Here is a 21,334-nt window from a genome sequence, read left to right on the forward strand (position 1 = left end):
ATTTGAAACTAGCGTTCTCTACTACAAACAGAATTTTATGCTGCATTAAAACCACGATTTATGCGCATCAGCAAGTTCTAACCTATAACCATTAATTCGAACAGAGGCCGCCGTTTATGCTTTTAAAGCACGGAGAATTTCCCTACAATCGAGAGAAATGTTCTGCCCTCTTTGGAGCCATAATGAGCGACGTAAAACACTGTAAACTATTAATTCTTGGTTCTGGTCCAGCCGGATACACTGCCGCGGTATACGCAGCACGTGCTAACCTAAATCCGGTACTTGTGACGGGAATGCAGCAAGGTGGCCAGCTAACCACAACAACAGAAGTAGAAAACTGGCCCGGTGACGCGGAAGGACTGACTGGTCCTGATTTGATGGAGCGTATGAAAGCGCACGCGGAGCGATTCGAAACAGAAATCGTATTCGATCACATCAACGAAGTAGAATTGTCTCAACGCCCGTTCCGTCTAAAAGGTGACTCGGCGGAGTATACCTGTGATGCGTTGATCATCTCCACTGGTGCATCTGCGAAATACTTAGGTTTAGAATCCGAAGAAGCGTTCAAAGGCCGTGGCGTTTCGGCATGTGCAACCTGTGATGGGTTCTTCTACCGTAACCAAAAAGTGGCAGTGGTAGGCGGTGGTAACACTGCAGTCGAAGAAGCACTTTACCTATCAAATATTGCTTCTGAAGTTCACCTCATTCACCGTCGCGACACATTCCGCGCAGAGAAAATCCTCGTCAAACGACTGATGGACAAAGTAGAAAGTGGCAACATCATTCTCCATACGGATCGTACACTCGATGAAGTGCTAGGTGATGATATGGGTGTCACCGGCGTTCGCATTAAAGATGTCAACAATGGTGCAACTGAAGATCTTGAAGTCATGGGCGCATTCATCGCAATCGGCCACCAGCCAAATACTCAAATCTTTGAAAACCAACTCGACATGAAAGACGGTTACATCATCGTTAAATCAGGTCTTGAGGGTAACGCAACACAAACCAGTGTTGAAGGTGTCTTTGCCGCAGGTGATGTGATGGACCATAACTACCGTCAAGCAATCACTTCTGCGGGTACAGGTTGTATGGCAGCATTAGATGCAGAACGCTTCCTAGATGCACTACCTGAATAACCTTTGCTCACTAAGATATATTGACATATAACTTTTCACATTTGTGTCATATCCTTACAGCCCAGCGGTATTCCCGCTGGGTTTTCTTTTGTATACTACCGCCTCATTAAAACAATTATCATTAAGCCTTCATAATGGATAAGAAAAAGCAAAGCAGCTTGAATAAGTGGCTTAAGCAACAGAGTAAGTTGGCCAAGCGCTGGCTAATGGTTGCGATAGGCCTAGGCGTACTATCAAGCGTGTTTTTATTGGCTCAAGCAGCCCTGCTCGCCTCCATTCTTCATCAGTTAATCATTGAACATGTCGACAAAAATGATCTTGTTTGGCATTTCGTCGGATTAGGCGTCACCGTTATTGGGCGCGCAGCTTGTACGTGGGGACGCGAAATCGCAGGTTACCGCTGTGGTGAGCAAATCCGCGTTTACATCCGCCAACTGATTCTAGATAAAGTCCACCAGCTTGGCCCCGCTTACATTAAAGGCAAACCTGCCGGTAGTTGGGCAACACTGATCTTAGAGCAAGTGGAAGATATGCAAGACTTCTTCTCTCGCTACTTACCACAAATGTCACTGTCTGTACTCGTGCCTTTTATCATTCTCGTAGTGGTCTTCCCGATTAACTGGGCTGCGGGTCTAATTTTCCTTATCACTGCTCCGTTAGTTCCGATGTTCATGGCACTTGTTGGTATGAAAGCCGCGGATGCCAACCGCAAGAATTTTAAAGCACTGCAACGCTTATCCGGTCATTTCTATGATCGTTTACAAGCGATGACAACCATTCGTCTGTTTGACCGCACTCAATCCGAAACAGAGACGCTGAAAGGGGCCTCTGAAGTATTTCGCACTCGCACCATGGATGTGTTAAAGATTGCGTTCTTATCTTCAGCTGTTCTTGAGTTTTTCACCTCTATCTCTATCGCAATTACCGCGGTGTACTTTGGCTTTAGCTACATTGGTGAACTCAACTTTGGCTACTACGGTACAGGGGTCACTCTATTCGCGGGCCTCTTCATCTTGATTCTTGCCCCTGAATTTTATCAACCACTGCGTGACCTTGGTACGTTTTACCACGCCAAGCAGCAAGCTGTTGGTGCAGCCGAAAGTATCGTAGAGTTTCTTGAGTTAGATGTTGATCAAGTCAAAAATGGCAATAAAGCAATAGAGCCAAATTCAGCCATTCATATTGAAGCGACGGACCTGATTGTCTTTAGCCCTGAGGGAAAGCAGTTGGCTGGCCCACTGAGTTTCACACTAGATTCAAACCAAAGTACGGCGTTAGTCGGACCAAGTGGTGCCGGTAAAACCAGTTTAGTGAATACTATCCTTGGCTTTATGCCATACAAAGGCAGCCTGAAGATAAACGGTGATGAATTGTCTGAATTGGATCTATCCACATGGCGTAAGGCCATCAGTTGGATTGGTCAAAACCCAATGCTTCTGCACGGCAGTATTCGTGACAACGTCACTCTTGGTAAACAAAATATTCAAGATCAGCAAGTGCACTCGGTACTCCATGATTCTCATGCCTCTGAATTTGTTGAGATGCACGGTTTGGATTACCAGGTCTCCGACCGTTCCGGAGGCTTATCTGTCGGTCAGGCGCAACGTCTCGCGCTTGCACGTGCGATGTTGCAAAATGGTCGTTTTTGGTTGCTGGACGAGCCGACAGCAAGTTTGGATGCTCGTAGTGAAAAGCTTGTTATGGAAGGCATTGGTAAATACACGGCGTCTACCACCAACTTGATGATCACTCACCAACTTGCGCCACTACAAAATGTGTCGCAAATTCTTGTTATGCAACAAGGTCAAATCGTTCAACGTGGTGACTATACTACGTTAGCCTCTCAAGATGGTTTATTTAAAGAAATGTTGGCAGCGAACCTCGCTCAACGTGAATCAGACAAGGGGAACTTAGATGCGTGATTTACTCCCTTATCTAAAGCTGTATAAAAAACATTGGTTTGGCTTGTCGTTAGGCATGTTATTAGCATTCCTCACTCTAGCGGCCTCTATTGGACTATTAACTCTTTCTGGTTGGTTTATTTCTGCATCAGCAGTTGCTGGCCTCACCATTGCTCGTGAAACTTTCAACTACATGTTGCCTGGTGCAGGGGTACGTGGTGCAGCGATGGCACGTACCGCTGGTCGATGGGGAGAGCGTGTTGTTAGTCATAATGCAACATTCAAGCTTCTGACCGACCTACGGATATTCTTCTTTAAGAAGCTTGCACCGCTTATTCCCGGCCGTATTTCAACTTTACGTGATGCAGACCTCCTGAATCGCTTAGTGGCTGATGTCGATGCAATGGACCACGTTTATCTGCGTCTTATTAGCCCAGTAATTGTTGGTATCTTCGGCATTTTAGCGATGACCGCCGTTTTAGCGTTCTTCGATTGGCATCTTGCTATTCTATTAGGTGGCATCTTAACGGTTATGCTGCTGATATGGCCGGTGCTGTTTTACAAACTTGGTAAACACAATGGTGAGCACCTCACTCAAAATAAAGCTCAACTGCGTGTTGCGACATTAGACTGGCTGCAAGGTTACAGCGAATTGAGTCTATTTGGCGCAGAAGTGCGTTACCGAAATGCGATTCTTGAAAAGCAAAATCAACTGCTGTCGAACCAGTTCGTAAACGCAAATCTAACTGGTATGGCTTCTGGTTTGCTTATGTTAGCAAACGGACTAACGTTGGTGGTTATGCTATGGTTTGCGGCGGATGGTGTTGGTGGTCGTGCGCCCGATCCTTGGATTGCGCTTTTTGCATTCGCAACCATGGCAAGTTTTGAGATCCTCATGCCAATTGCAGGTGCATTCCAATATCTGGGTCAAACCTTAACGTCTGCACGTCGTTTGAATGACGTCATTCTGGCACAGCCTGATGTTATCTTCCCCGAGCAATCTGAGCGACCAGATTTACCAATGGATATTGAATTCGACAATATTGATTTCACTTACCCTGATGGCCAGCAGAAAGTAGTAAAGGATCTCACGCTCTCGTTACCGCTTGGATCAAAAACGGCGGTCGTTGGTCAAACGGGTTCAGGTAAATCAACATTAATACAATTGCTATGTCGCTACTGGGACGTAAACAAAGGCCAAGTGCGTATTGGTGGTGCTCCACTTCAAGATTGGAGTGAGTCCGATTTGCGTGCTGCGATCACAGTAGTAAGCCAGCGCGTGGACGTTTTAAATGGCACACTGCGAGATAACTTATTACTTGCCGCTCCAGAAGCAAGTGATGATCAACTTGTCGAAATTCTAACAAAAGTGGAACTAGCAAATCTGCTAGATGAACCTGGGCTGGACGCCTGGTTAGGTGATGGTGGTCGTCAGCTATCTGGAGGCGAAAAGCGCCGTATTGGTATTGCTCGAGCTCTATTGCGAGATGCCCCTATCCTACTTCTTGATGAGCCAACCGAAGGTCTTGATAAGCGCACCGAACAAAAAGTGATGGAATTGTTCCAGCTGCACTTCACCAATAAAACGGTCGTATTTATTACCCACCGTTTAATTGAGCTAGAGAGTATGGACAACATCTGCTTAATGGAGCAAGGCGAGATCATCGAGCAAGGTGATCACCACACGCTGCTTGCACAAAAAGGCCGATACCACCAGCTGTGGCAATCGATATAGCTATTAACGTTTAGTACAAGGCTCATCGATTGATGAGCCTTTCTTATTGTGCATCGAGCTTTTCGCGTCTGATTTTTGTTCATAAAATCATTCAGCGGCATATAGACTATGTGCTCAGTGCTGTTTATTTCATAAGTCGTTACATAAACCGACGCTTTAATACTTTACATCTGCGGCTGAGCAGTAAACACTTCCCCTCGAAGTGAAATCGTATCCGATACAATAGAGTCATTAGAAATTATGAGTAACACGACCACAAAAAAGTCGAATCCCTTATTCGAGATCCTCTTTAACGTCTTCATCCCCTCTTTCATCTTGATGAAATTTAGTGGCGAAGAGCATTTGGGAACAGCAATGGCACTCATTGTCGCTTTGCTCTTTCCTATTATTTATGGTGGCATGGATCTTATTCGCAATAAGAAGTTTAACTTTATCGCTGCACTTGGCTTTGTCAGTGTGCTATTAACAGGTGGCATCGGTTTATTAGAACTTGATACGCGCTGGTTAGCGCTTAAAGAAGCCTTGATTCCTGGCCTCATTGGTTTAGCAGTGTTGGGCTCAACGTTCACTCGCTACCCATTTATGCAAAAGATGCTACTCAACGACACCATTTTGAATCTGACTCTAATCAAAGAGCGTTTGATTGAGAATGGCCGCACTGAGGAATTTGAGCGTTGTCTCATGTCATCAAACTACCTATTTGCGAGTACCTTTGCGTTCTCCTCAGCAATGAACTATTTCCTTGCTACTTGGATTGTGACAAGCCCTGCTGGCACTGCTGCTTTCAATGAAGAGTTAGGTAAGCTCACGTTATATAGCTACCCGATGATAGCCATTCCAAGTATGCTGATGATGTTCGGTATTTTTTACTACGTGTGGCGCCAAATTCGTGCTTTGACCTCACTTGAAACAGAGCAAATTTTCCATACTAAGTAAGTCACATTCAGAGTAACTGCAGTTCAAATTAACAAAGCTCCAATTAACACAATTTAAGTTAGTTGAGATTCCATGAACGAACATCTCTAATAAAAACGGCCAGAAGTAAGAAAACCTACGCTGGCCGTTTACATTTTGTCTCATTCGATTCCGTCATTGTTCGTACAAAACTAATGTACGATGCAGCGTCGTGATCTAGTCAAAAGAACACACTTTGCAAAGTAACGTACTACACGGAATAAAATTCTCTTTTCTTACGGTACATCGCTTCATCGGCCATTGATATCAAGCAATTTAGTGATGCCACTTCACTTGTTTCACCACCGACAGAAAATTTAACTGGATAGCGATGGTTCTCAGAAAATTCAATCCATTGATCTTGCTGCACTGAATCTAGCGCCGCTACGAGTGATTCAAGCTCTTGCTTACCATGATTTTGTGCAATCACCGCAAACTCATCACCCCCAATTCGATACAAAGAATGACCATCACCCAAGATACTGCGAATAAGGCGCGTTGATTTCATAATGAGGATATCGCCCTGGTCATGACCATACGTATCATTGAGCGTTTTTAAGCCATTAATATCGATAATAATCATTGCCATCGAATCCCAACGATTCTGTGCAACAGATTGACAAGCAAATTCATAATCTTCATCAAACGCTTTACGGTTAAAGCACTTAGATAACTTATCTCTACGAGCGAAATCCTCAAGCTCCAACCAGGAATACAACTGTTTTTTGAACAACTCGAGTAGGAGTCGCTCTTCATCATTCATCTTATAAGAGCCATAATCAAAATAGCCTAAGACTTCACCATGAGAAGAACACATGGTTTTAATACGGTTTCCTTTAGGCCTTAGAAAGCTAAAACTCATATCTGAATGAGGGAACAGTCGAAGTAGGCCTGAATTGATCAAATCCGGAATTGCATGATAACCAACCCCTGCATGACTCGTTGTAAAATTAATTAACGTCATTAAATGGGCTTTATGGGCTTCTTCTCTGGCTAAGTTAGTTCGTAATTCCGCCGTCTGCTCACCAACACAATGCTCCAGTTCTTGATTAAAGTTTTCTAACTGAGCATTCGTCTCTTGCACTCTTTGGTTTGCTTTATGCAGAGCTTGGTTACGAACTTCTAGCTCTTCAACATAATTGGTGATTTGTAGCCACATCGAATCAAGCAAGTTCATCAACTGTCTAAATTCTTTAAACTGAATTCTTTTTGCTTGCAGATCGGGACGCTCGTTATCCTTAAAGCTGCGCACCACCTCCTCCATTTGTCGAATTGGTTGGGTTAGCCAACGACTCGCCAATATGGCAATGCACAAAGTCACGATTAACGTCGCTATGATGATATTATTCAGTTGTTGTTTAGATTGCTTCAATTCCTGATCACGTACTACGTTAGAAACGGAATGAATCATAGAAATTTCAAGCGGCTCAACAAAATGACCATTTGGTATCTCTACCGTGGAAAGGTGGCGATCCCCATCTCCTTTTGTATTGCTGACATCCCCATAATGGAAATCAACACTTTCTTGCTTATACAAAAATGGCTGAGATATCTGGATAAGGTTTTGATAAGAGATCAAAACCACAATATAGCCTTGAGGCTCATATTCAGATTCAGGAAGCAGCGTGTAAGGCAACAAAGGGCTCACTAATGCAATACCGTTCTGTCCTCCTTTTAGTACCAGCCCCTCGTCAAAATAAGTGGTATGCAACATCTTTCCTTGTTTATAAACGGATGCAGCCGCACGAATTTTTTTTAATAACCGACTTTTCTCCAAATGATAAACAGAACCATTGCTTTCATACATCGGCTGCCAATTTTTATCCACAATGTAAGTCGTGCTGACATTGGTTGCTAACTCTTCAAAGGTTTCAATCATCTGCCAGATAATGCTGGAATAAAGCACGTTTTCCATCCCTTGAACCAGCAAACGATCTTTCGAATACCAACTGGTTAAGTTAGTAATAAACGTGAGATCTTCTTTTATACTTTTCTGAATACCTTTGGTGCTGTTTTCTAACTTAAGCTCTTTTTGAACTAAGAGATCGTCTTGGTGTTTGTCGATCATCGTCGTTCCGACCCAATACGCCGGTAACAAAGAGCCCATCACAACAATCAACGTTAAAATATTACGTAAACTTATCATGATGATTTCCTACTACTGTGAATACGCTCAGAATGCTCATTAATGAACTCAATGACGAACTTTGCCGCCTCTTCTGCGGGCATGCCTGCACTGTATCTTTTATAGCCGCGTATTAATGCTTCCCATGTCACCGCCATTTCCACCGAACTTGGCATTACATAAGATGGCGACAACTCTCGGTAAAGGTCACTGTAATAGGAATGAGTTTTGTCATACCACTTGCGATTAATCGTTTGATTGGTCGAAATCAGATTCTGGTTTATGATAACGTCTTCAATAAAATCAGGCTTTTGAACAATCATTGCTAACGTTTTCATCGCTTTTCGTTTTTCAGGAACGAGCATCGCTTGCGCATTAAACGCTAACACTTTCCCCCCGCTTAGAGAGTGCATATGATGATTGTTATACGTTGGCAAACGGCTTATCTTCAACTCATCGGAAAAATGCATCCTTAGCTCGCCTAACGCCCAATCCCCATCGATCAGATAAGGCACTTCCCCATTCACAAATTGAGCACGAGCTTGTTCTTGCGTATAACGACCTTTAAGCACCCCATCTTTAAGTAACCGCCCATAAAACGTTAGGGCTGCTGCCAATGTGTCCGTATCAAAGGTGGTAACAGGTTCAAAACGCTGATCCGAAAACATCGGTATAAATGACATCAAGAAGTACATATTGGGATATTGCATCGCCAATGAAATCTGTCCTTTCTCAGCCAAACTGCGCAATCTCTCCCAAGTCGGATAAAGATCATCCGTCAGTTTGGTATTCACATACAAAACTAAATGATTACCTAAACCAAGCGGTACCCCATAAATGGCATCTCCAACGGTCACCAACTCCAGCGCTTTGGGCTCAATTTCCTGTTCATCTATCCAATTTAGTGGGATCTCTGCCAAATCAAAATAATCATGTAAGCCAAGAAAGTCGGATGGGACCCAAATTACATCAGGCACAGTAATGCTTGTCTGCTTTGCCAATAAAAGTTCTGAGCGAATATTATTGACATCGAACTCCCTAATAGTGAGCGTGTTACCGGTCTCGGCCTCAAAGCGCTCTTTGATTTCAGCAACGGTTGAATACTCAATACCACTCCATACTTGAATCTCTTGAGTAAAGGCCAATGAAGAGAAGCAAAACATAAATATTAGGCAGAGTTGTCTCACTAGAATTCTCGGTAGTTGGTGATGGGACAAAAATAGCGAACCTAAATCGCGTATTCAAAAGAGACTCAATGAAATTGTGCGTATGCTTCCACTTAACCGAACTTCCACTTAACCGAATAAGTTGAGCGCTATATCTCTCACTAACAACAATCATCAATTGCGCCGAGCATCGGTAACAAAAATTTTTGTCGCTATAACGGTTAGTAAAACAAGCATTAGTAAAAATACACACAAAAAAGCGCCGCAATTGCGACGCTTTAACGAAGTATATCATAGCGAATGATTAAGCGTATTGCTGTTCAAATTCTCGCATAAAATCAACCAGTGCTTGTACGCCTTCAATTGGCATTGCATTGTAGATTGAAGCTCGCATACCACCAACCGCACGATGACCTTTTAATGATTTCAAACCTTTTGCGTCTGCAAGTTCTAAGAAAACACCATCTAGCTCTGGTTTCGCAAGTTGGAATGGCACATTCATCAATGAACGGTTACCCGAGTGCACTTCATTTCGGTAAAAATCTGATTGATCGATGTACTCATATAGCAATTGCGCTTTATCGCGGTTAACTTGCTCAATAGCTTTAACTCCGCCCTGTCCTTTTAGCCATTTGAAAACTAAACCAGACAAATACCAGGCGAACGTCGGTGGCGTATTAAACATGGATTCTTTTTCTGCCAACACTTTGTAATCCAAAATACTCGGTAATACCTTTTTGGCTAGGCCAAGTAGATCATCACGTACAATGGCAATTGCTATGCCTGATGGACCAATGTTCTTTTGCGCTCCAGCATAAATTACCCCGTATTTTGATACATCAATTTCACGAGATAGAATCGTAGAAGACATATCGGCGACGATTGGTTTATCTGTAATAGGCAACTCATTGATTTCAATGCCATCAATGGTTTCGTTTGGACAAAAATGAACGTAAGCCGCGTCAGGTAGTATTTTCCACTCTGAGGCTGGCAACACCGCGATTTTTCCATCAATCGTTGTTTTTGCATCAAATACGTCGGGTTCACAGTACTTTTGTGCTTCTTCTACTGCGCTCTCTGCCCAGTAACCAGCATCAATGTAAGTCGCTGTTTTAGCATCACCCAGTAGGTTAAGCGGAACCGCTGCAAATTGAGCACGAGCACCACCTTGGCAAAATAGCACTTTGTAATTGTCAGGGATGCTTAACAGATCGCGAAGATCTTGCTCAGCTTCCTCTGCAACTTTGATGAACTCTTTGCTTCGGTGACTGATTTCCATCACTGAAGTACCAAGGCCTTGCCAGTTAATTAGCTCCTTTTGTGCTTGCTGCATGACTGCTTTTGGCAGACCTGCCGGCCCTGCACTGAAGTTAAATACGTTATCCGTATTTTGTTCCATGATGCTCATTGCTCCTGCTAAGTAAAGATTACGAAATTAATATCACGTTTTCGCGGGGAGAAAAACAAGAAAAGAGGTCTTACGACCTCTTTTTGAACTGAAAAAGATAAAAACTCATTTTGTATAAAAATAACGTTCGCCCACATTGCAATTATCAAACAATATCAAATAATGTTCTCAAAAACGAATGAGCCGAGTCATTGTTACTTCGTTATCACTTTCTATTGCATCAAAGCTGGCATCAGCAAGGTGATCAGCGGAAACTCTTGACCATTTTCAAACTTCAGTTTTCCATCAGAAATTTGCGCTTTTAGCTCATAGCCATTGTCTTTTTTCTCAATCAGCTCCATCACCATTAACTCATCGATACCCTCTTGAATAAATGGGTACTGTTCGACAAGTTCATCTGAGAAGTAAGTGCTCAATGACCCCGTTGTCGCCATCATTAACTTCATCGGATCCTGTGTAATATTATCGGTTCCTTGAGGTACAGAAAGTTGCCACTCATTTCGAAACTTGCCTTCGCCAAACGCAAGAGAGAGTTCATTAACCGATAAGTTAAAACCTTGACTGAATAAAGTATCGATGTAAGGCAACAAGCTTTCAATTTCTTGTGTATCCAGCATTGTAGAGCTTTGGTAAATCGACATAATCTGGTCGAATGATTGGCTATCAACATCTGCAATCGAGAAATCCAGCTTAAAGTCATCCACAATCGTGCCATCGGTTAAATGCATTTTTTGGGCGCCGAGATTGAGGTTACTGTTTAACTTCTCTCCAGCTTCATCTAGTTTTGTCACTCCGCTATAGCTTGCGTTCTCAATGACAAAAATAGGAGTAAGTGATGCATCTAATACGTCCAACTTTTGCAGTGAAAATGTTTGCTCACCGAGCCAGTAACCTTTAGCCTGTTTTCCTTTTCCATGACCGGTCAGTTTATTGAGGAATATTTCTTCACCATTATCAAAATCGACCTGAACGGATGGGATAGAAACCGCGTAATTGAGATCCCCTAGTACAGTAATATCTCCCGTCACTTCCATTGGACTGGTTGATACCGAAACGCCTTGCGCTTCATTTTGGTAATTCCAACTGTCCAAATTCACGGTAAATTCTGTATTCCCATTCAGTTGGGTTTGACTATGCATTGTTAGAGGTAACATGTCATTGTCGACCAACTCTGAATCCGCACTTAGACTCGTCAAACCATGTGAAACTTGGCTCGTTACATCAAATGTCGTCGCCAGACCATCTCTTTCTAACTCCGTTTTCAATACCGGGTCGATAACGGTGTAGCGCGTATGCACAACGGAAGAAAGGTAGCCTCGGTCATATTGAACGATTTCACTTTTAAACATGTCGTCGTTCATATTCGCAATACCATCTTCAATAATGGATTGTCCGATTTGCCCAACAGCAAGTGGCCAACAAAGAGCCAACGCGACAGCACCGCCAATCGCTCCAATTTTTCTTAAATTTTCCATAACGTCACTTTTTAAGTATTTGTACTCAGTCTAACCTAAACCCTGCGAGGTTAAAACATTGAGATAAATCAGAGTATTGACGGTTAACTATTCAAACAAGTTCAGAATAAAACCTAGCTCTCAACCAGAGTATGCCAAAATTGCTATGGTGAACAACGCAAGTATATTACCGGAGCCTCAACGCCAGTGAACCGTTACGCCGTATTGTGCCTCGACAACAACCCCATCAGTGCCGAGCAATTTCGGTTAGAGTTGTCTGCGTTTTCAAGTAAATTTGACATCCTCTCTGTGGAGTCAATTGAAGAAGCCCAACACGCTCTTGAATACTTAGAAGAAAAAGAGCAAACCGTCGCGCTCGTGATCGCAAGCCATCACGCACAATTTAACGGTGTTGATTTTCTGATTGGTCTCGATCGCAAACCGCACACTGAACAAGCCCGCAAGATATTAATCAGCTGCTCATCGGATATTGACGCAATCCTCACTGCCGTCAATGAGGGACGTCTTGATCACTGTTTAACCAAGCCACTTCCTGATAATGTCTTGTTCAATACGGCACAAAAAGAGCTCACACAATTCGTATTACGCCATGACAAAGACGAGCTACTTAATTACAGCCAAATCCTTGACCAACATAAATTGCTCCGAGCTCATATTGAAAACCAAATGAGTAATTTTCAGGCCGGTTTTTTAAATGACTATCATGCCCTGTCTGATTCCGCGCTGGCAGAACAAGTCATTAATGCACTGCAGGATTTTTTCGAGCAAAACAAGGATACAACCGCTTGTCGCACATACTCTCCAGAGCACTTGCTGACCATTGAGGGCGAACCCAATAGTTTTTTGTGGTTTATTACCAGCGGTGAAGTCGCCTTATATAAACGCGATGAACTTGGTATGCAGCGTGAAGTCGTCCGTCATTCGAAAGGTAACATTGTTGGTAGTATGTCATTTGTCACCGGAGAACACTCCTTTTCTACCGCATTAACCCTGACTCAAACCGAAGTCATCAAGTTAGATAGAAATGTATTTCGCAAAGTCATGCAAAGCGATTCAAACTTGCTGCCTCTTTTTACCAACCTGCTTTTGCGACATTTCAATCGTCGCCTTCAACGCAGCATCAATACAAAACTGCAACTGCAAAAAACCTTAGAATCATTAGAGTCGGCCCATCAGCAATTGATTGAGCGTGAGAAAATGGCTATGCTCGGCCAACTTGTTGCAGGCGTCGCGCATGAGCTAAATAACCCAATTGCCGCCATATTACGAGGCGTTGAAAACCTCACCCAAACTCTTGAACAACTCTTAACAATACACCCAAGTCACGAAATACAAGATCAAGGTGTCGCACTACTAAATCGAGCACGAACGGCCAAACCGGCCTCCACTTCCGAGTTAAGAGATCGTGTAAAACAACTTTGCCATATATTACCTGAACGAGCGTTGGCCAAAAAAATAGTTAACTTAGGCTTAGAGACGGATCAAGCGCTTGTTGAACAGATCAAACAACAAAAACATCAGTCACTCGATATGCTCACTACATTTGAGCAATATCATCAAGTCGGTTCTTCGCTTCGCTCGATTAACGTTTGTGCGGCTCGAATTGCCGATATGGTAAAAAGCCTCAAAGGCTACGCTCGCTCAGATGACGAGACGTTGCATTTTGCCGATCTCCATGAAGGCATTGAAGACACATTAGTGATTTTTGAAAACAAGCTCAAATTGCACACGGTCAGAACAGAATACGCAGATCTGCCGAAGACATTGTGCCAACCCATCGCACTGCAACAGGTTTGGACCAACCTCATATCGAATGCGATTGATGCTTTTCCTGAACGAGGGATACTGACTATCCAGTCAAAACTGGTCACAAGACACCAACAGACCTACGCCGTCATTTCTTTCCGCGACAACGGCAGTGGGATCCCAGAGTCACAGAAAAAAGCAATTTTTGAGCTCAACTATACAACGAAAAAAGAAGGCAATTTTGGCCTAGGCATTGGGCTTTCTATCTGCCAACAAATTGTAACCAGTCATCGAGGATGGATAGACGTTGAGTCAGAACTCAACCAATTCACGTGCATGACAGTCTGGTTACCTATTACTCAAGAAGGAGATCAAGCATGACTAAGTATCTAATATTGTGCGTAGATGACGAAAGAGAAGTCTTAGATAGTGTCCTTCAAGATCTGATGCCATTTGAAGACAACTTCATCGTTGAAGGAGCAGAATCCGTCACAGAAGCCAAACAGGTGATCGAAGAAATGGCGGAAGAAGGCATCAAATTAGCACTGATTTTGTGTGATCACATCATGCCAGAACAAACTGGTATCAGCTTCTTGATTGAATTGAGTCAAAATAACGACACTAAATCGGCACGCAAAGTATTATTAACTGGACAAGCTGGCCTTGAAGACACGGTTGAAGCCGTTAACCATGCTAGCCTCGACTATTACATTGCTAAACCATGGCATGGCGAAACACTTCGCTCAGCAATCATCTCGCAACTGACTGCTTTCATGATAGAAAACGATGATAACTTACTCTCTTGGACAGCAATTCTCGATTCAGAAGCCATTTTGAATGCCATGTCAGAGAGGCGAGCCAGTTTCGGTGAGTAAGAAAAATCTAAAAAACGCGCCATGTCGAGTTGAGATGGCGCGTTTTTTGCTGTTTAGTTGGCACAATTGAGTCAATTGACAAAACATCGACACATTTTTGTTGGTCGTAGACCACCGTTTTTATTATGATGTCGAACAAATCAGATTACGGTTCAAGTGCTTATACCAATCAAAGTAGCCCCGTGTTCATCGTTAGCGTAATAACAAGCTAACATGACTCGTTGTTTTCAGCGATTGGAATGACTTGCGCCCACGGAAAAATTGAACAAGGTTTATCGTTAGTTATGCGTAAAACACTATTAGCCGCGGCTCTACTTATGGCATCAAACCACGCTCTAGCTGCAGACGATTACAACTCACCTGCAACTATGAGCAATTTTAGCTACGACTATTTCGAAGCACGTATTGGTGCAAGCCCAGTGACATTCGGTGCTGGCTTTAGCAAATCTATTCACCCAAACGCACACATTATTGCTCGCATCGACTCTGAGTTCGACGGTGATTTCGACTCTGCTGCAGGTTTTGGTTTCCATTCTCCAGTCAACAACTGGGCAGACCTAACAGGTGCAATGCTAATGCGCGTCGTTCAACCATCATCTTCTAGCAGTGCTGATGTGGGCATGGAACTGAACCTAGGTGTTCGCCAGTGGCTTGGTCCTCAACTTGAAGTGGGCGGCAAAGTTGGCTACGTTTCTATCGACAACGATGACGACTGGATGGGCTCAGCTTACGCACGTTTCCACTCAACAGAGCTATTCTCTCTAGGTGCTGAAGCTCGTATTAATGATTTCTACGGTGATCAACTTATGTTCACTACACGCTTTAAGTTCTAAGCCAGAATCTAAGTTTTATTTCTAGAACCTTTATACGATCAAAAAAACCGAGGCAAAACCTCGGTTTTTTTTATAACTTTTGCGTTGTAATGACAGTCGCCATGAAGCGGTCAAAAACGTTAACTTCCTTTTAACTTTCCAACACTTTGTATATTATGACTCGCGAACTTCATTCGAATGAGTCATTACTAACGTTATTCTGTACCAACACCTATATCGCAAGTTTTTCATTAGCTAAAAATAGGTGACGTAATCACTAAACTACTCACACATAGCAAGGAGCTGTTTTTTACGAGGTTCTTGAATCAGTTTCCAGTGAACGCCATCAACTGCGCCAGCAAACTTCCAAAGCAGTTTCACGTCAACATCGCTACCATAAGCAGCTTTTACTTTGTTAAACGTTTCAACGGGCCCTAATTCTAAGAACATTTCAACATCATCAATGCCCGCTTTTTTAACCATACGCTCTAAAGTAAGCTGCATGTTTGGGAGATCGCGCAGACGTCTACTTGCGAGAGAACGTTGATACTTGCGCTCTTTCACTGAACACTCGATGGATCTATTTAATAATTCATCTAAGCCCGCATAACCAGATTCAAATAGCTCTGTCACTTCATAGTAATTAACGGTTGCCGTGGTTTGCTTCTTGACGTGCTTATACTTTTCACAATTTAGTCGAATAAACTCTTCATCAAGCCCATCTCCACCACGCAAGTAACAGCTATCATTACTCACTAAAGCAAACATGGCATCATTGCTAAATAGCCCAATCCCACCAAACATAGAACGTTTTTGAAACTTAGTAAAACTGCTTACATACATAAAAAAAGCTTGGTCTGTCATTTCCATTGACCTCTTTAATCTGAATAAATTACCCCGATTAGCGAGTCGCCAGATATACAGCAGCTTGTAGCGAATAAAATGTTATTATGTTGGCGATATTTTTGTGATTTGTGCTCACCAACTTTCCTAATCATACTTAACGATAAAAAATAAGTTAGGATCTGCGTCACATAAGACAAACAGGAGTTGCTATATCTGTGATTAGTTTCACATAAATTAATTGCTAGTGCTATTTTTTTGACGAATACGACGTCAAGAATCAAACATCGAATAAAGCAAATATAACGATAACCCTCTCATTTGATTGATAAGTAACTCGTTGTAAGGGTAAACTGTCTAAAAGTTCTTAAGCACTATAATATAAATGGAACACTTATCATTTTTTTGGCTGCCAAATAATAAAGACAAGCTTATAAAAGCACTGGAATCAGAGTTTGCACAACTGGTAGAACAGTCAATTTCTACTGGAAAAATCTCGCTACCTCCGATCCCCGATGTCGTTTTAAAGATTCAAAAGCTATGCACTGAAGAAAACACCACTATTATTGATGTGGCCAACGCATTGCTTGAAGACCCAGGTTTAGCTGCGGTCGTCATTCGTGTGGCAAATTCCGTTATTTTCAATCGTCGCAACATTACCTGTACCGACTTAAGTACTGCGGTTTCTCGTTTAGGTATCCTGCGAGTGCGAGACATTGTTACCGCACAAGCCATTGAACAGTTGAAACATTCTGTCAACCTGTCTAAAGACTGTAATCTCATTTTGATGAAGAGTGCGGCCGTTTCTCGAGAGTTGGGCGCAACCATGGTCATGGTGGTTCAAGAGTTTCGAAAGCATGAACCTTCAACGTACGGTCACCTTGAACAAGAAAAAGCGCTGTTAGTTGGCCTATTGGCGGATATTGGCCTTTTCTGCTTAATCAATGAATACCACCTCTATCTGGACAGAGGTAATTACTTGGACGCAGACATCGCATTACAAATTTTCCAGACTCGCTGTTCAGCAACCAGTAAACTGGTTTTGGAAAGTTGGGGCTTTGATAATGATTTCAGAGAAGTATCTTCTAATGAAAAGTACCTTGATGTACGCCCTGAAGTCAGTTATTTGGATATCGCGAGAATTGCCAACCACTTACTGATGTTCCGTAATCAAGATGAACGTATTGAAGATCATGACGTTGAGTTTAATGTAACTGGCGCAGAAATACTCTATGACTTGAGTAACATGAGTAATGTCGATTTTCAGCGTAAAATTAGCGATGTACTCGTAGCGAGTGGTCTTTAATCAACAAACAATCGTTCCGTAGGCTCTTTCACTTATTAGATTCGATTTACTAATAAATACTGAAATAGTGCGGTTATCTCACAAAGGAATTTCTGAGTCTTATGTTTTCAGGGATGCTATTTATATTTGCCCCACTTGTTGTGGGGTATTTAATACCAATTTCTCGTGCTTCTGTTCTCGAGAAAATCAACCGTTCTACCTCCTATCTGATTTACGTCATTTTATCATTAATGGGGTTAAGCTTAGCCGCTCTTGATAACTTAGGGACGAACTTACAGACGATCTTGCTTTACGCTGGTACCTTTTTCTTTTGCTTGAGTATATGTAACTTATTAGCCTTGCCGATTATCGACAAATTAATCCCTCTTCAAACGGATCACAATTCTAAAAAACTACCACTTTCTTCTATGGCGCTAGAGTCAATAAAACTTGTCGTGGTTGTTGGGGGTGGTTTGGCCGCGGGACTATTATTACCCATTGGTCTGTCCTGGGTGGATACTGCAAGCGAATGGATTTTGTTTTTGCTACTGTTTTTCATTGGCATTCAACTTCGAAATAGTGGCCTGACGTTAAAGCAAATTCTCTTGAATAAGCAAGGTATGGCGATTGCCGCCCTTATTATTGTGACTTGTATGCTAGGTGGGGTCATTGCAGCAGCCATTTTGGACATTCCGCTTTATCAAGCCCTTGCGATGTCTTCAGGCTTTGGTTGGTACTCACTTGCTGGCATTTTAATGGGTGATGCGTTTGGGCCAATTTTTGGTGGCGCATCATTCCTTATTGAACTCATGCGAGAGTTACTGGCTCTTGTGGCCATTCCTTTGCTAATTCAACGTTACCCTTGCACTGCAATTGGTTATGCCGGCGCAACGGCGATGGACTTTACTCTTCCAGTCATTCAAACCACGGGTGGTGTACGGTGTGTGCCCGTTGCCATTGTTAGTGGCTTTATTCTTAGCCTGCTCGTACCTGTATTGATGCTTTTCTTTGTATCACTTGCTAGCTAGATCTCAGGAATAAGTTTTAACATCTATTACAATATGGAAAACAATCATACCCAAACTGCCTCTAGCCAAATGTCTCAAGCGATTGGTTTCAAGCCATTGGTTTCAAACTATTGGTTTCAATCTAAACGCGACTTGGGTATCACTCACAATTGAAAATAAAGTATCGTTCGCATTAGTGTTAAAACGGATAAAACTAAAAGGAATAATAATGAAACGCTTTGTCGTTGCAGCGCTCCTCGCTACAAGCTCAACTTTCACTTTTGCTGCTGATCAGCAGTGCCTCGCAAATAAATATGATGGTTACGTTGATGCTTCCCTACAGTGGTATCAAGATTTAGTTGATTTAACTGTCTCTCAATACCCAGACCTGAAAGAAGTTGGTCAATGGTTTCTAGACGGGCGCAAACATCACTTTGAGTTAAACCGTGAAGCCGTGCACTACTTCTTAAAAAATGAACCCAACCGAGTAGCAACAGAGCAACCAGTTGAAGCTTGGCTAAAGCTTGAACAACACGATGTAAAGCAATTGGCGACACGTGATGACAAACTAGGTGAAGTTGCAAAGAAAACGTTCAGCGATCGCCAGTCGACTAACCACCCGAAAAACTACGAACTGCGCTCAGCATTCGCCGATTTGCTAAGCCATCCAAAACAGATCGATACCGCTTTAAACTCGTACAACCAATCCATTGCTAAGATTGAGCAACTAAAATGCCAATAACCGCACGATAGTGTATTTCATTCTGGCAATATGGGTTTCAATAATTAAAACGGGACTTTGCGCCCGTTTTGGTTTAGATTGTGCCGTTCGCATTACCACTATAACTACAAAGATTCTTTGCCATGGTTAAGGAACAAAAAACCGCTGACGTTAGCTTTGAAAGCTTGCTAAAGATCTTCACGATTCCTGAAGGTCCCGATTCTACGTTAACCAAAATTGACGTAAGTCTTTCCCAAAACCTTAACGAATTTCTTCGTGAACATATCGTTGCAGAAGAAAAGCCTTTACATGAAATCGAAAAAGACTTTTCTTCTGCTCAGATTCCTGAGCAACCTGAGTTTGTATCAGACCATACTGAACACTTACTCGATACATTAGTCTCTCACTCCGTTCATACATCGGCACCTAGTTTTATCGGCCATATGACATCGGCTTTGCCATATTTCTTAATGCCATTGTCGAAAATTATGATCGCGCTGAACCAAAACTTGGTAAAGATTGAAACATCAAAGGCATTCACACCATTAGAACGTCAAGTTCTTGGTATGCTGCACAGGCTTATCTACGGCCAAAGTGACGACTTCTATACCAAGTGGATGCACAGTGCTAAGCATTCGCTAGGTGCTTTTTGTTCAGGTGGTACCATCGCGAATATTACCGCGCTTTGGGTAGCTAGAAACCGAGCACTGAAAGCAGATGGTGCTTTCAAAGGTGTTGAGAAAGAAGGCTTATTCAAAGCCATGAAGCATTATGGCTATGATGGTTTAGCCATATTGGTCTCAGAGCGTGGTCACTATTCACTCAAAAAAGCGGCTGATGTCCTTGGTCTTGGTCAAGATGGCCTAGTTGCAGTGAAGACCGACGCGAATAACCGCATTATCGTGGATGATCTAAAAGCGAAAATGGCCGAACTTGAAGCTCAAAATATCAAGCCGATTGCCGTTGTGGGTGTTGCTGGTACGACAGAAACCGGAACTGTTGACCCGCTACCACAAATTGCAGAAGTTTGTGCGGCGCATGATTGCCATTTCCACGTTGATGCCGCTTGGGGTGGTGCGACTCTTATGTCGAATAACCATCGTCACCTACTACGCGGCGCTGAACTGGCGGATTCTGTTACCATTGACGCACACAAACAGCTCTACATTCCAATGGGCGCAGGAATGGTTCTATTCAAAGACCCTGATGCGATGAAATCAATTGAGCACCATGCTCAATATATTCTACGTAAAGGGTCGAAAGATTTAGGAAGCCATACCTTAGAGGGATCACGTTCAGGTATGGCAATGTTGGTTTATGCTGCGATGCATATCATCAGTCGACCTGGTTATGAGCTATTGATCGATCAGAGTATTGCGAAAGCACGTTACTTTGCTGATCTGATCAATCAGCAAGACGATTTCGAACTTGTTTCTGAGCCTGAGCTTTGTTTGCTAACCTACCGCTACTTACCGAGCGACATTCGCTTGGCGCTTGAAAAAGCCCAAGGTTCGCAAAAAGAGAAGCTCAATGAACTGATCAACCAGTTGACCCAGTTTATTCAAAAACGTCAACGTGAAACGGGTAAGTCATTTGTATCACGTACTCGACTTAACCCAGCTCACTGGCAACATCTCAATACCATCGTATTTCGTGTCGTGTTGGCAAATCCATTAACAACGAATGAGATACTGAGCTCGGTACTTGAAGAGCAAAGAGAAATTGCACTGCAAGCACCAAGTTTAATGGCTAAAATTCAAGAAACCGTACAAAAGATCCACAACTCATGATCTTTTGAATGAGTGAGGTCAATTCGGATAAATCCGTTGTGAGCACATTCGCGGGCAAAATCATCTGAAACAAAATGTCGATGTAGTAGCTAGTGCTTTTAACTAAGAATGCTTTTAACTAAAAACGCTTCTAGCTACTCATGGCTCTGCCTATAAAAACGGTAACGCAGCCATCAGTGATTTTACCTAGCCAGAATGTCGAATAGATAATTTGGATTGACATTACATCGACTTGAAAATTTCTTTCGTTTCGATGTAACTCAGTCACATTATCGTGCCACAAGCGGCACAAATGTGCGAAGAGACATTCATTTCTGTAGTTTTTACAACATTTTGTTTGAGGCTTGTCAAA

At 42.7% G+C, this 21,334-nt stretch carries 16 protein-coding genes; 11 read left to right on the forward strand and 5 right to left on the reverse strand.

Annotated elements, in window-relative coordinates; all coding sequences use genetic code 11:
- The first annotated feature begins 182 nt into the window (after nucleotides 1-182).
- The 4 genes from trxB to VA249_RS08280 all read left to right on the forward strand — a co-directional run bounded on the left by trxB (nucleotide 183) and on the right by VA249_RS08280 (nucleotide 5,711).
- Entirely contained in the window at nucleotides 183-1,139 is a 957-nt protein-coding gene (trxB, locus tag VA249_RS08265; RefSeq protein ID WP_211916451.1) for a thioredoxin-disulfide reductase, read from the forward strand.
- Nucleotides 1,140-1,273: 134 nt separating this feature from the next.
- Nucleotides 1,274-3,061, forward strand: coding sequence for a heme ABC transporter permease/ATP-binding protein CydD (gene cydD / locus VA249_RS08270; RefSeq protein ID WP_221067649.1), 1,788 nt, complete (start codon nucleotides 1,274-1,276; stop codon nucleotides 3,059-3,061).
- Complete coding sequence (cydC, locus tag VA249_RS08275) at nucleotides 3,054-4,775, forward strand: heme ABC transporter ATP-binding protein/permease CydC (RefSeq protein ID WP_221067650.1); 1,722 nt, start codon at nucleotides 3,054-3,056, stop codon at nucleotides 4,773-4,775. The genes cydD and cydC overlap by 8 nt, the downstream gene beginning before the upstream one ends.
- 240 nt (nucleotides 4,776-5,015) lie before the next feature.
- On the forward strand, nucleotides 5,016-5,711 hold the full coding sequence (locus tag VA249_RS08280) for a VC0807 family protein (RefSeq protein WP_221067651.1): 696 nt from the start codon (nucleotides 5,016-5,018) through the stop codon (nucleotides 5,709-5,711).
- A 229-nt stretch (nucleotides 5,712-5,940) separates the two neighbouring features.
- Here VA249_RS08280 and VA249_RS08285 read toward each other — a convergent pair whose 3' ends face one another.
- The 4 genes from VA249_RS08285 to VA249_RS08300 form a co-directional block, all read right to left on the reverse strand.
- Nucleotides 5,941-7,875 (reverse strand): sensor domain-containing diguanylate cyclase, encoded by a 1,935-nt coding sequence (locus VA249_RS08285; RefSeq protein WP_221067652.1) that lies wholly within the window; start codon nucleotides 7,873-7,875, stop codon nucleotides 5,941-5,943.
- Entirely contained in the window at nucleotides 7,872-9,017 is a 1,146-nt protein-coding gene (locus VA249_RS08290) for a sugar ABC transporter substrate-binding protein (protein ID WP_221069901.1), read from the reverse strand. The genes VA249_RS08285 and VA249_RS08290 overlap by 4 nt, the downstream gene beginning before the upstream one ends.
- 307 nt (nucleotides 9,018-9,324) lie before the next feature.
- Entirely contained in the window at nucleotides 9,325-10,419 is a 1,095-nt protein-coding gene (serC, locus tag VA249_RS08295; protein ID WP_221067653.1) for a 3-phosphoserine/phosphohydroxythreonine transaminase, read from the reverse strand.
- Nucleotides 10,420-10,640: 221 nt separating this feature from the next.
- Nucleotides 10,641-11,903: a DUF945 family protein gene (locus VA249_RS08300; RefSeq protein WP_221067654.1), complete on the reverse strand. Its 1,263-nt coding sequence runs from the start codon at nucleotides 11,901-11,903 to the stop codon at nucleotides 10,641-10,643.
- A gap of 186 nt (nucleotides 11,904-12,089) precedes the next feature.
- Between VA249_RS08300 and VA249_RS08305 the strand changes: the two genes are divergently transcribed.
- From VA249_RS08305 to VA249_RS08315, 3 genes are all read left to right on the forward strand, one after another.
- A complete protein-coding gene (locus VA249_RS08305; protein WP_221067655.1) occupies nucleotides 12,090-14,030 on the forward strand; it encodes an ATP-binding protein in 1,941 nt (646 codons plus the stop codon).
- Nucleotides 14,027-14,524, forward strand: a complete 498-nt coding sequence (locus VA249_RS08310) for a response regulator (RefSeq protein ID WP_221067656.1) — start codon at nucleotides 14,027-14,029, stop codon at nucleotides 14,522-14,524. The genes VA249_RS08305 and VA249_RS08310 overlap by 4 nt, the downstream gene beginning before the upstream one ends.
- A 284-nt stretch (nucleotides 14,525-14,808) precedes the next feature.
- Entirely contained in the window at nucleotides 14,809-15,357 is a 549-nt protein-coding gene (locus VA249_RS08315; protein ID WP_221069903.1) for a hypothetical protein, read from the forward strand.
- A 261-nt stretch (nucleotides 15,358-15,618) separates the two neighbouring features.
- On the opposite strand, the gene VA249_RS08320 is transcribed toward VA249_RS08315, so the two are convergent.
- Entirely contained in the window at nucleotides 15,619-16,206 is a 588-nt protein-coding gene (locus VA249_RS08320; RefSeq protein ID WP_221067657.1) for a TfoX/Sxy family DNA transformation protein, read from the reverse strand.
- Between the two features lie 358 nt (nucleotides 16,207-16,564).
- On the opposite strand from VA249_RS08320, the gene VA249_RS08325 reads away from it, so the two are divergent.
- The 4 genes from VA249_RS08325 to panP all read left to right on the forward strand — a co-directional run bounded on the left by VA249_RS08325 (nucleotide 16,565) and on the right by panP (nucleotide 20,982).
- Nucleotides 16,565-17,485, forward strand: a complete 921-nt coding sequence (locus VA249_RS08325) for an HDOD domain-containing protein (RefSeq protein WP_221067658.1) — start codon at nucleotides 16,565-16,567, stop codon at nucleotides 17,483-17,485.
- A 101-nt stretch (nucleotides 17,486-17,586) separates the two neighbouring features.
- Nucleotides 17,587-18,492: a LysO family transporter gene (locus VA249_RS08330; protein WP_128810706.1), complete on the forward strand. Its 906-nt coding sequence runs from the start codon at nucleotides 17,587-17,589 to the stop codon at nucleotides 18,490-18,492.
- A gap of 208 nt (nucleotides 18,493-18,700) precedes the next feature.
- A complete protein-coding gene (locus tag VA249_RS08335) occupies nucleotides 18,701-19,213 on the forward strand; it encodes a hypothetical protein (RefSeq protein WP_128810705.1) in 513 nt (170 codons plus the stop codon).
- 122 nt (nucleotides 19,214-19,335) lie between these two features.
- Nucleotides 19,336-20,982, forward strand: coding sequence for a pyridoxal-dependent aspartate 1-decarboxylase PanP (gene panP / locus VA249_RS08340; protein WP_221067659.1), 1,647 nt, complete (start codon nucleotides 19,336-19,338; stop codon nucleotides 20,980-20,982).
- Nucleotides 20,983-21,334: the final 352 nt, after the last annotated feature.

The organism is Vibrio alfacsensis (assembly GCF_019670485.1).
Classification (GTDB): Bacteria; Pseudomonadota; Gammaproteobacteria; order Enterobacterales; family Vibrionaceae; genus Vibrio; species Vibrio alfacsensis.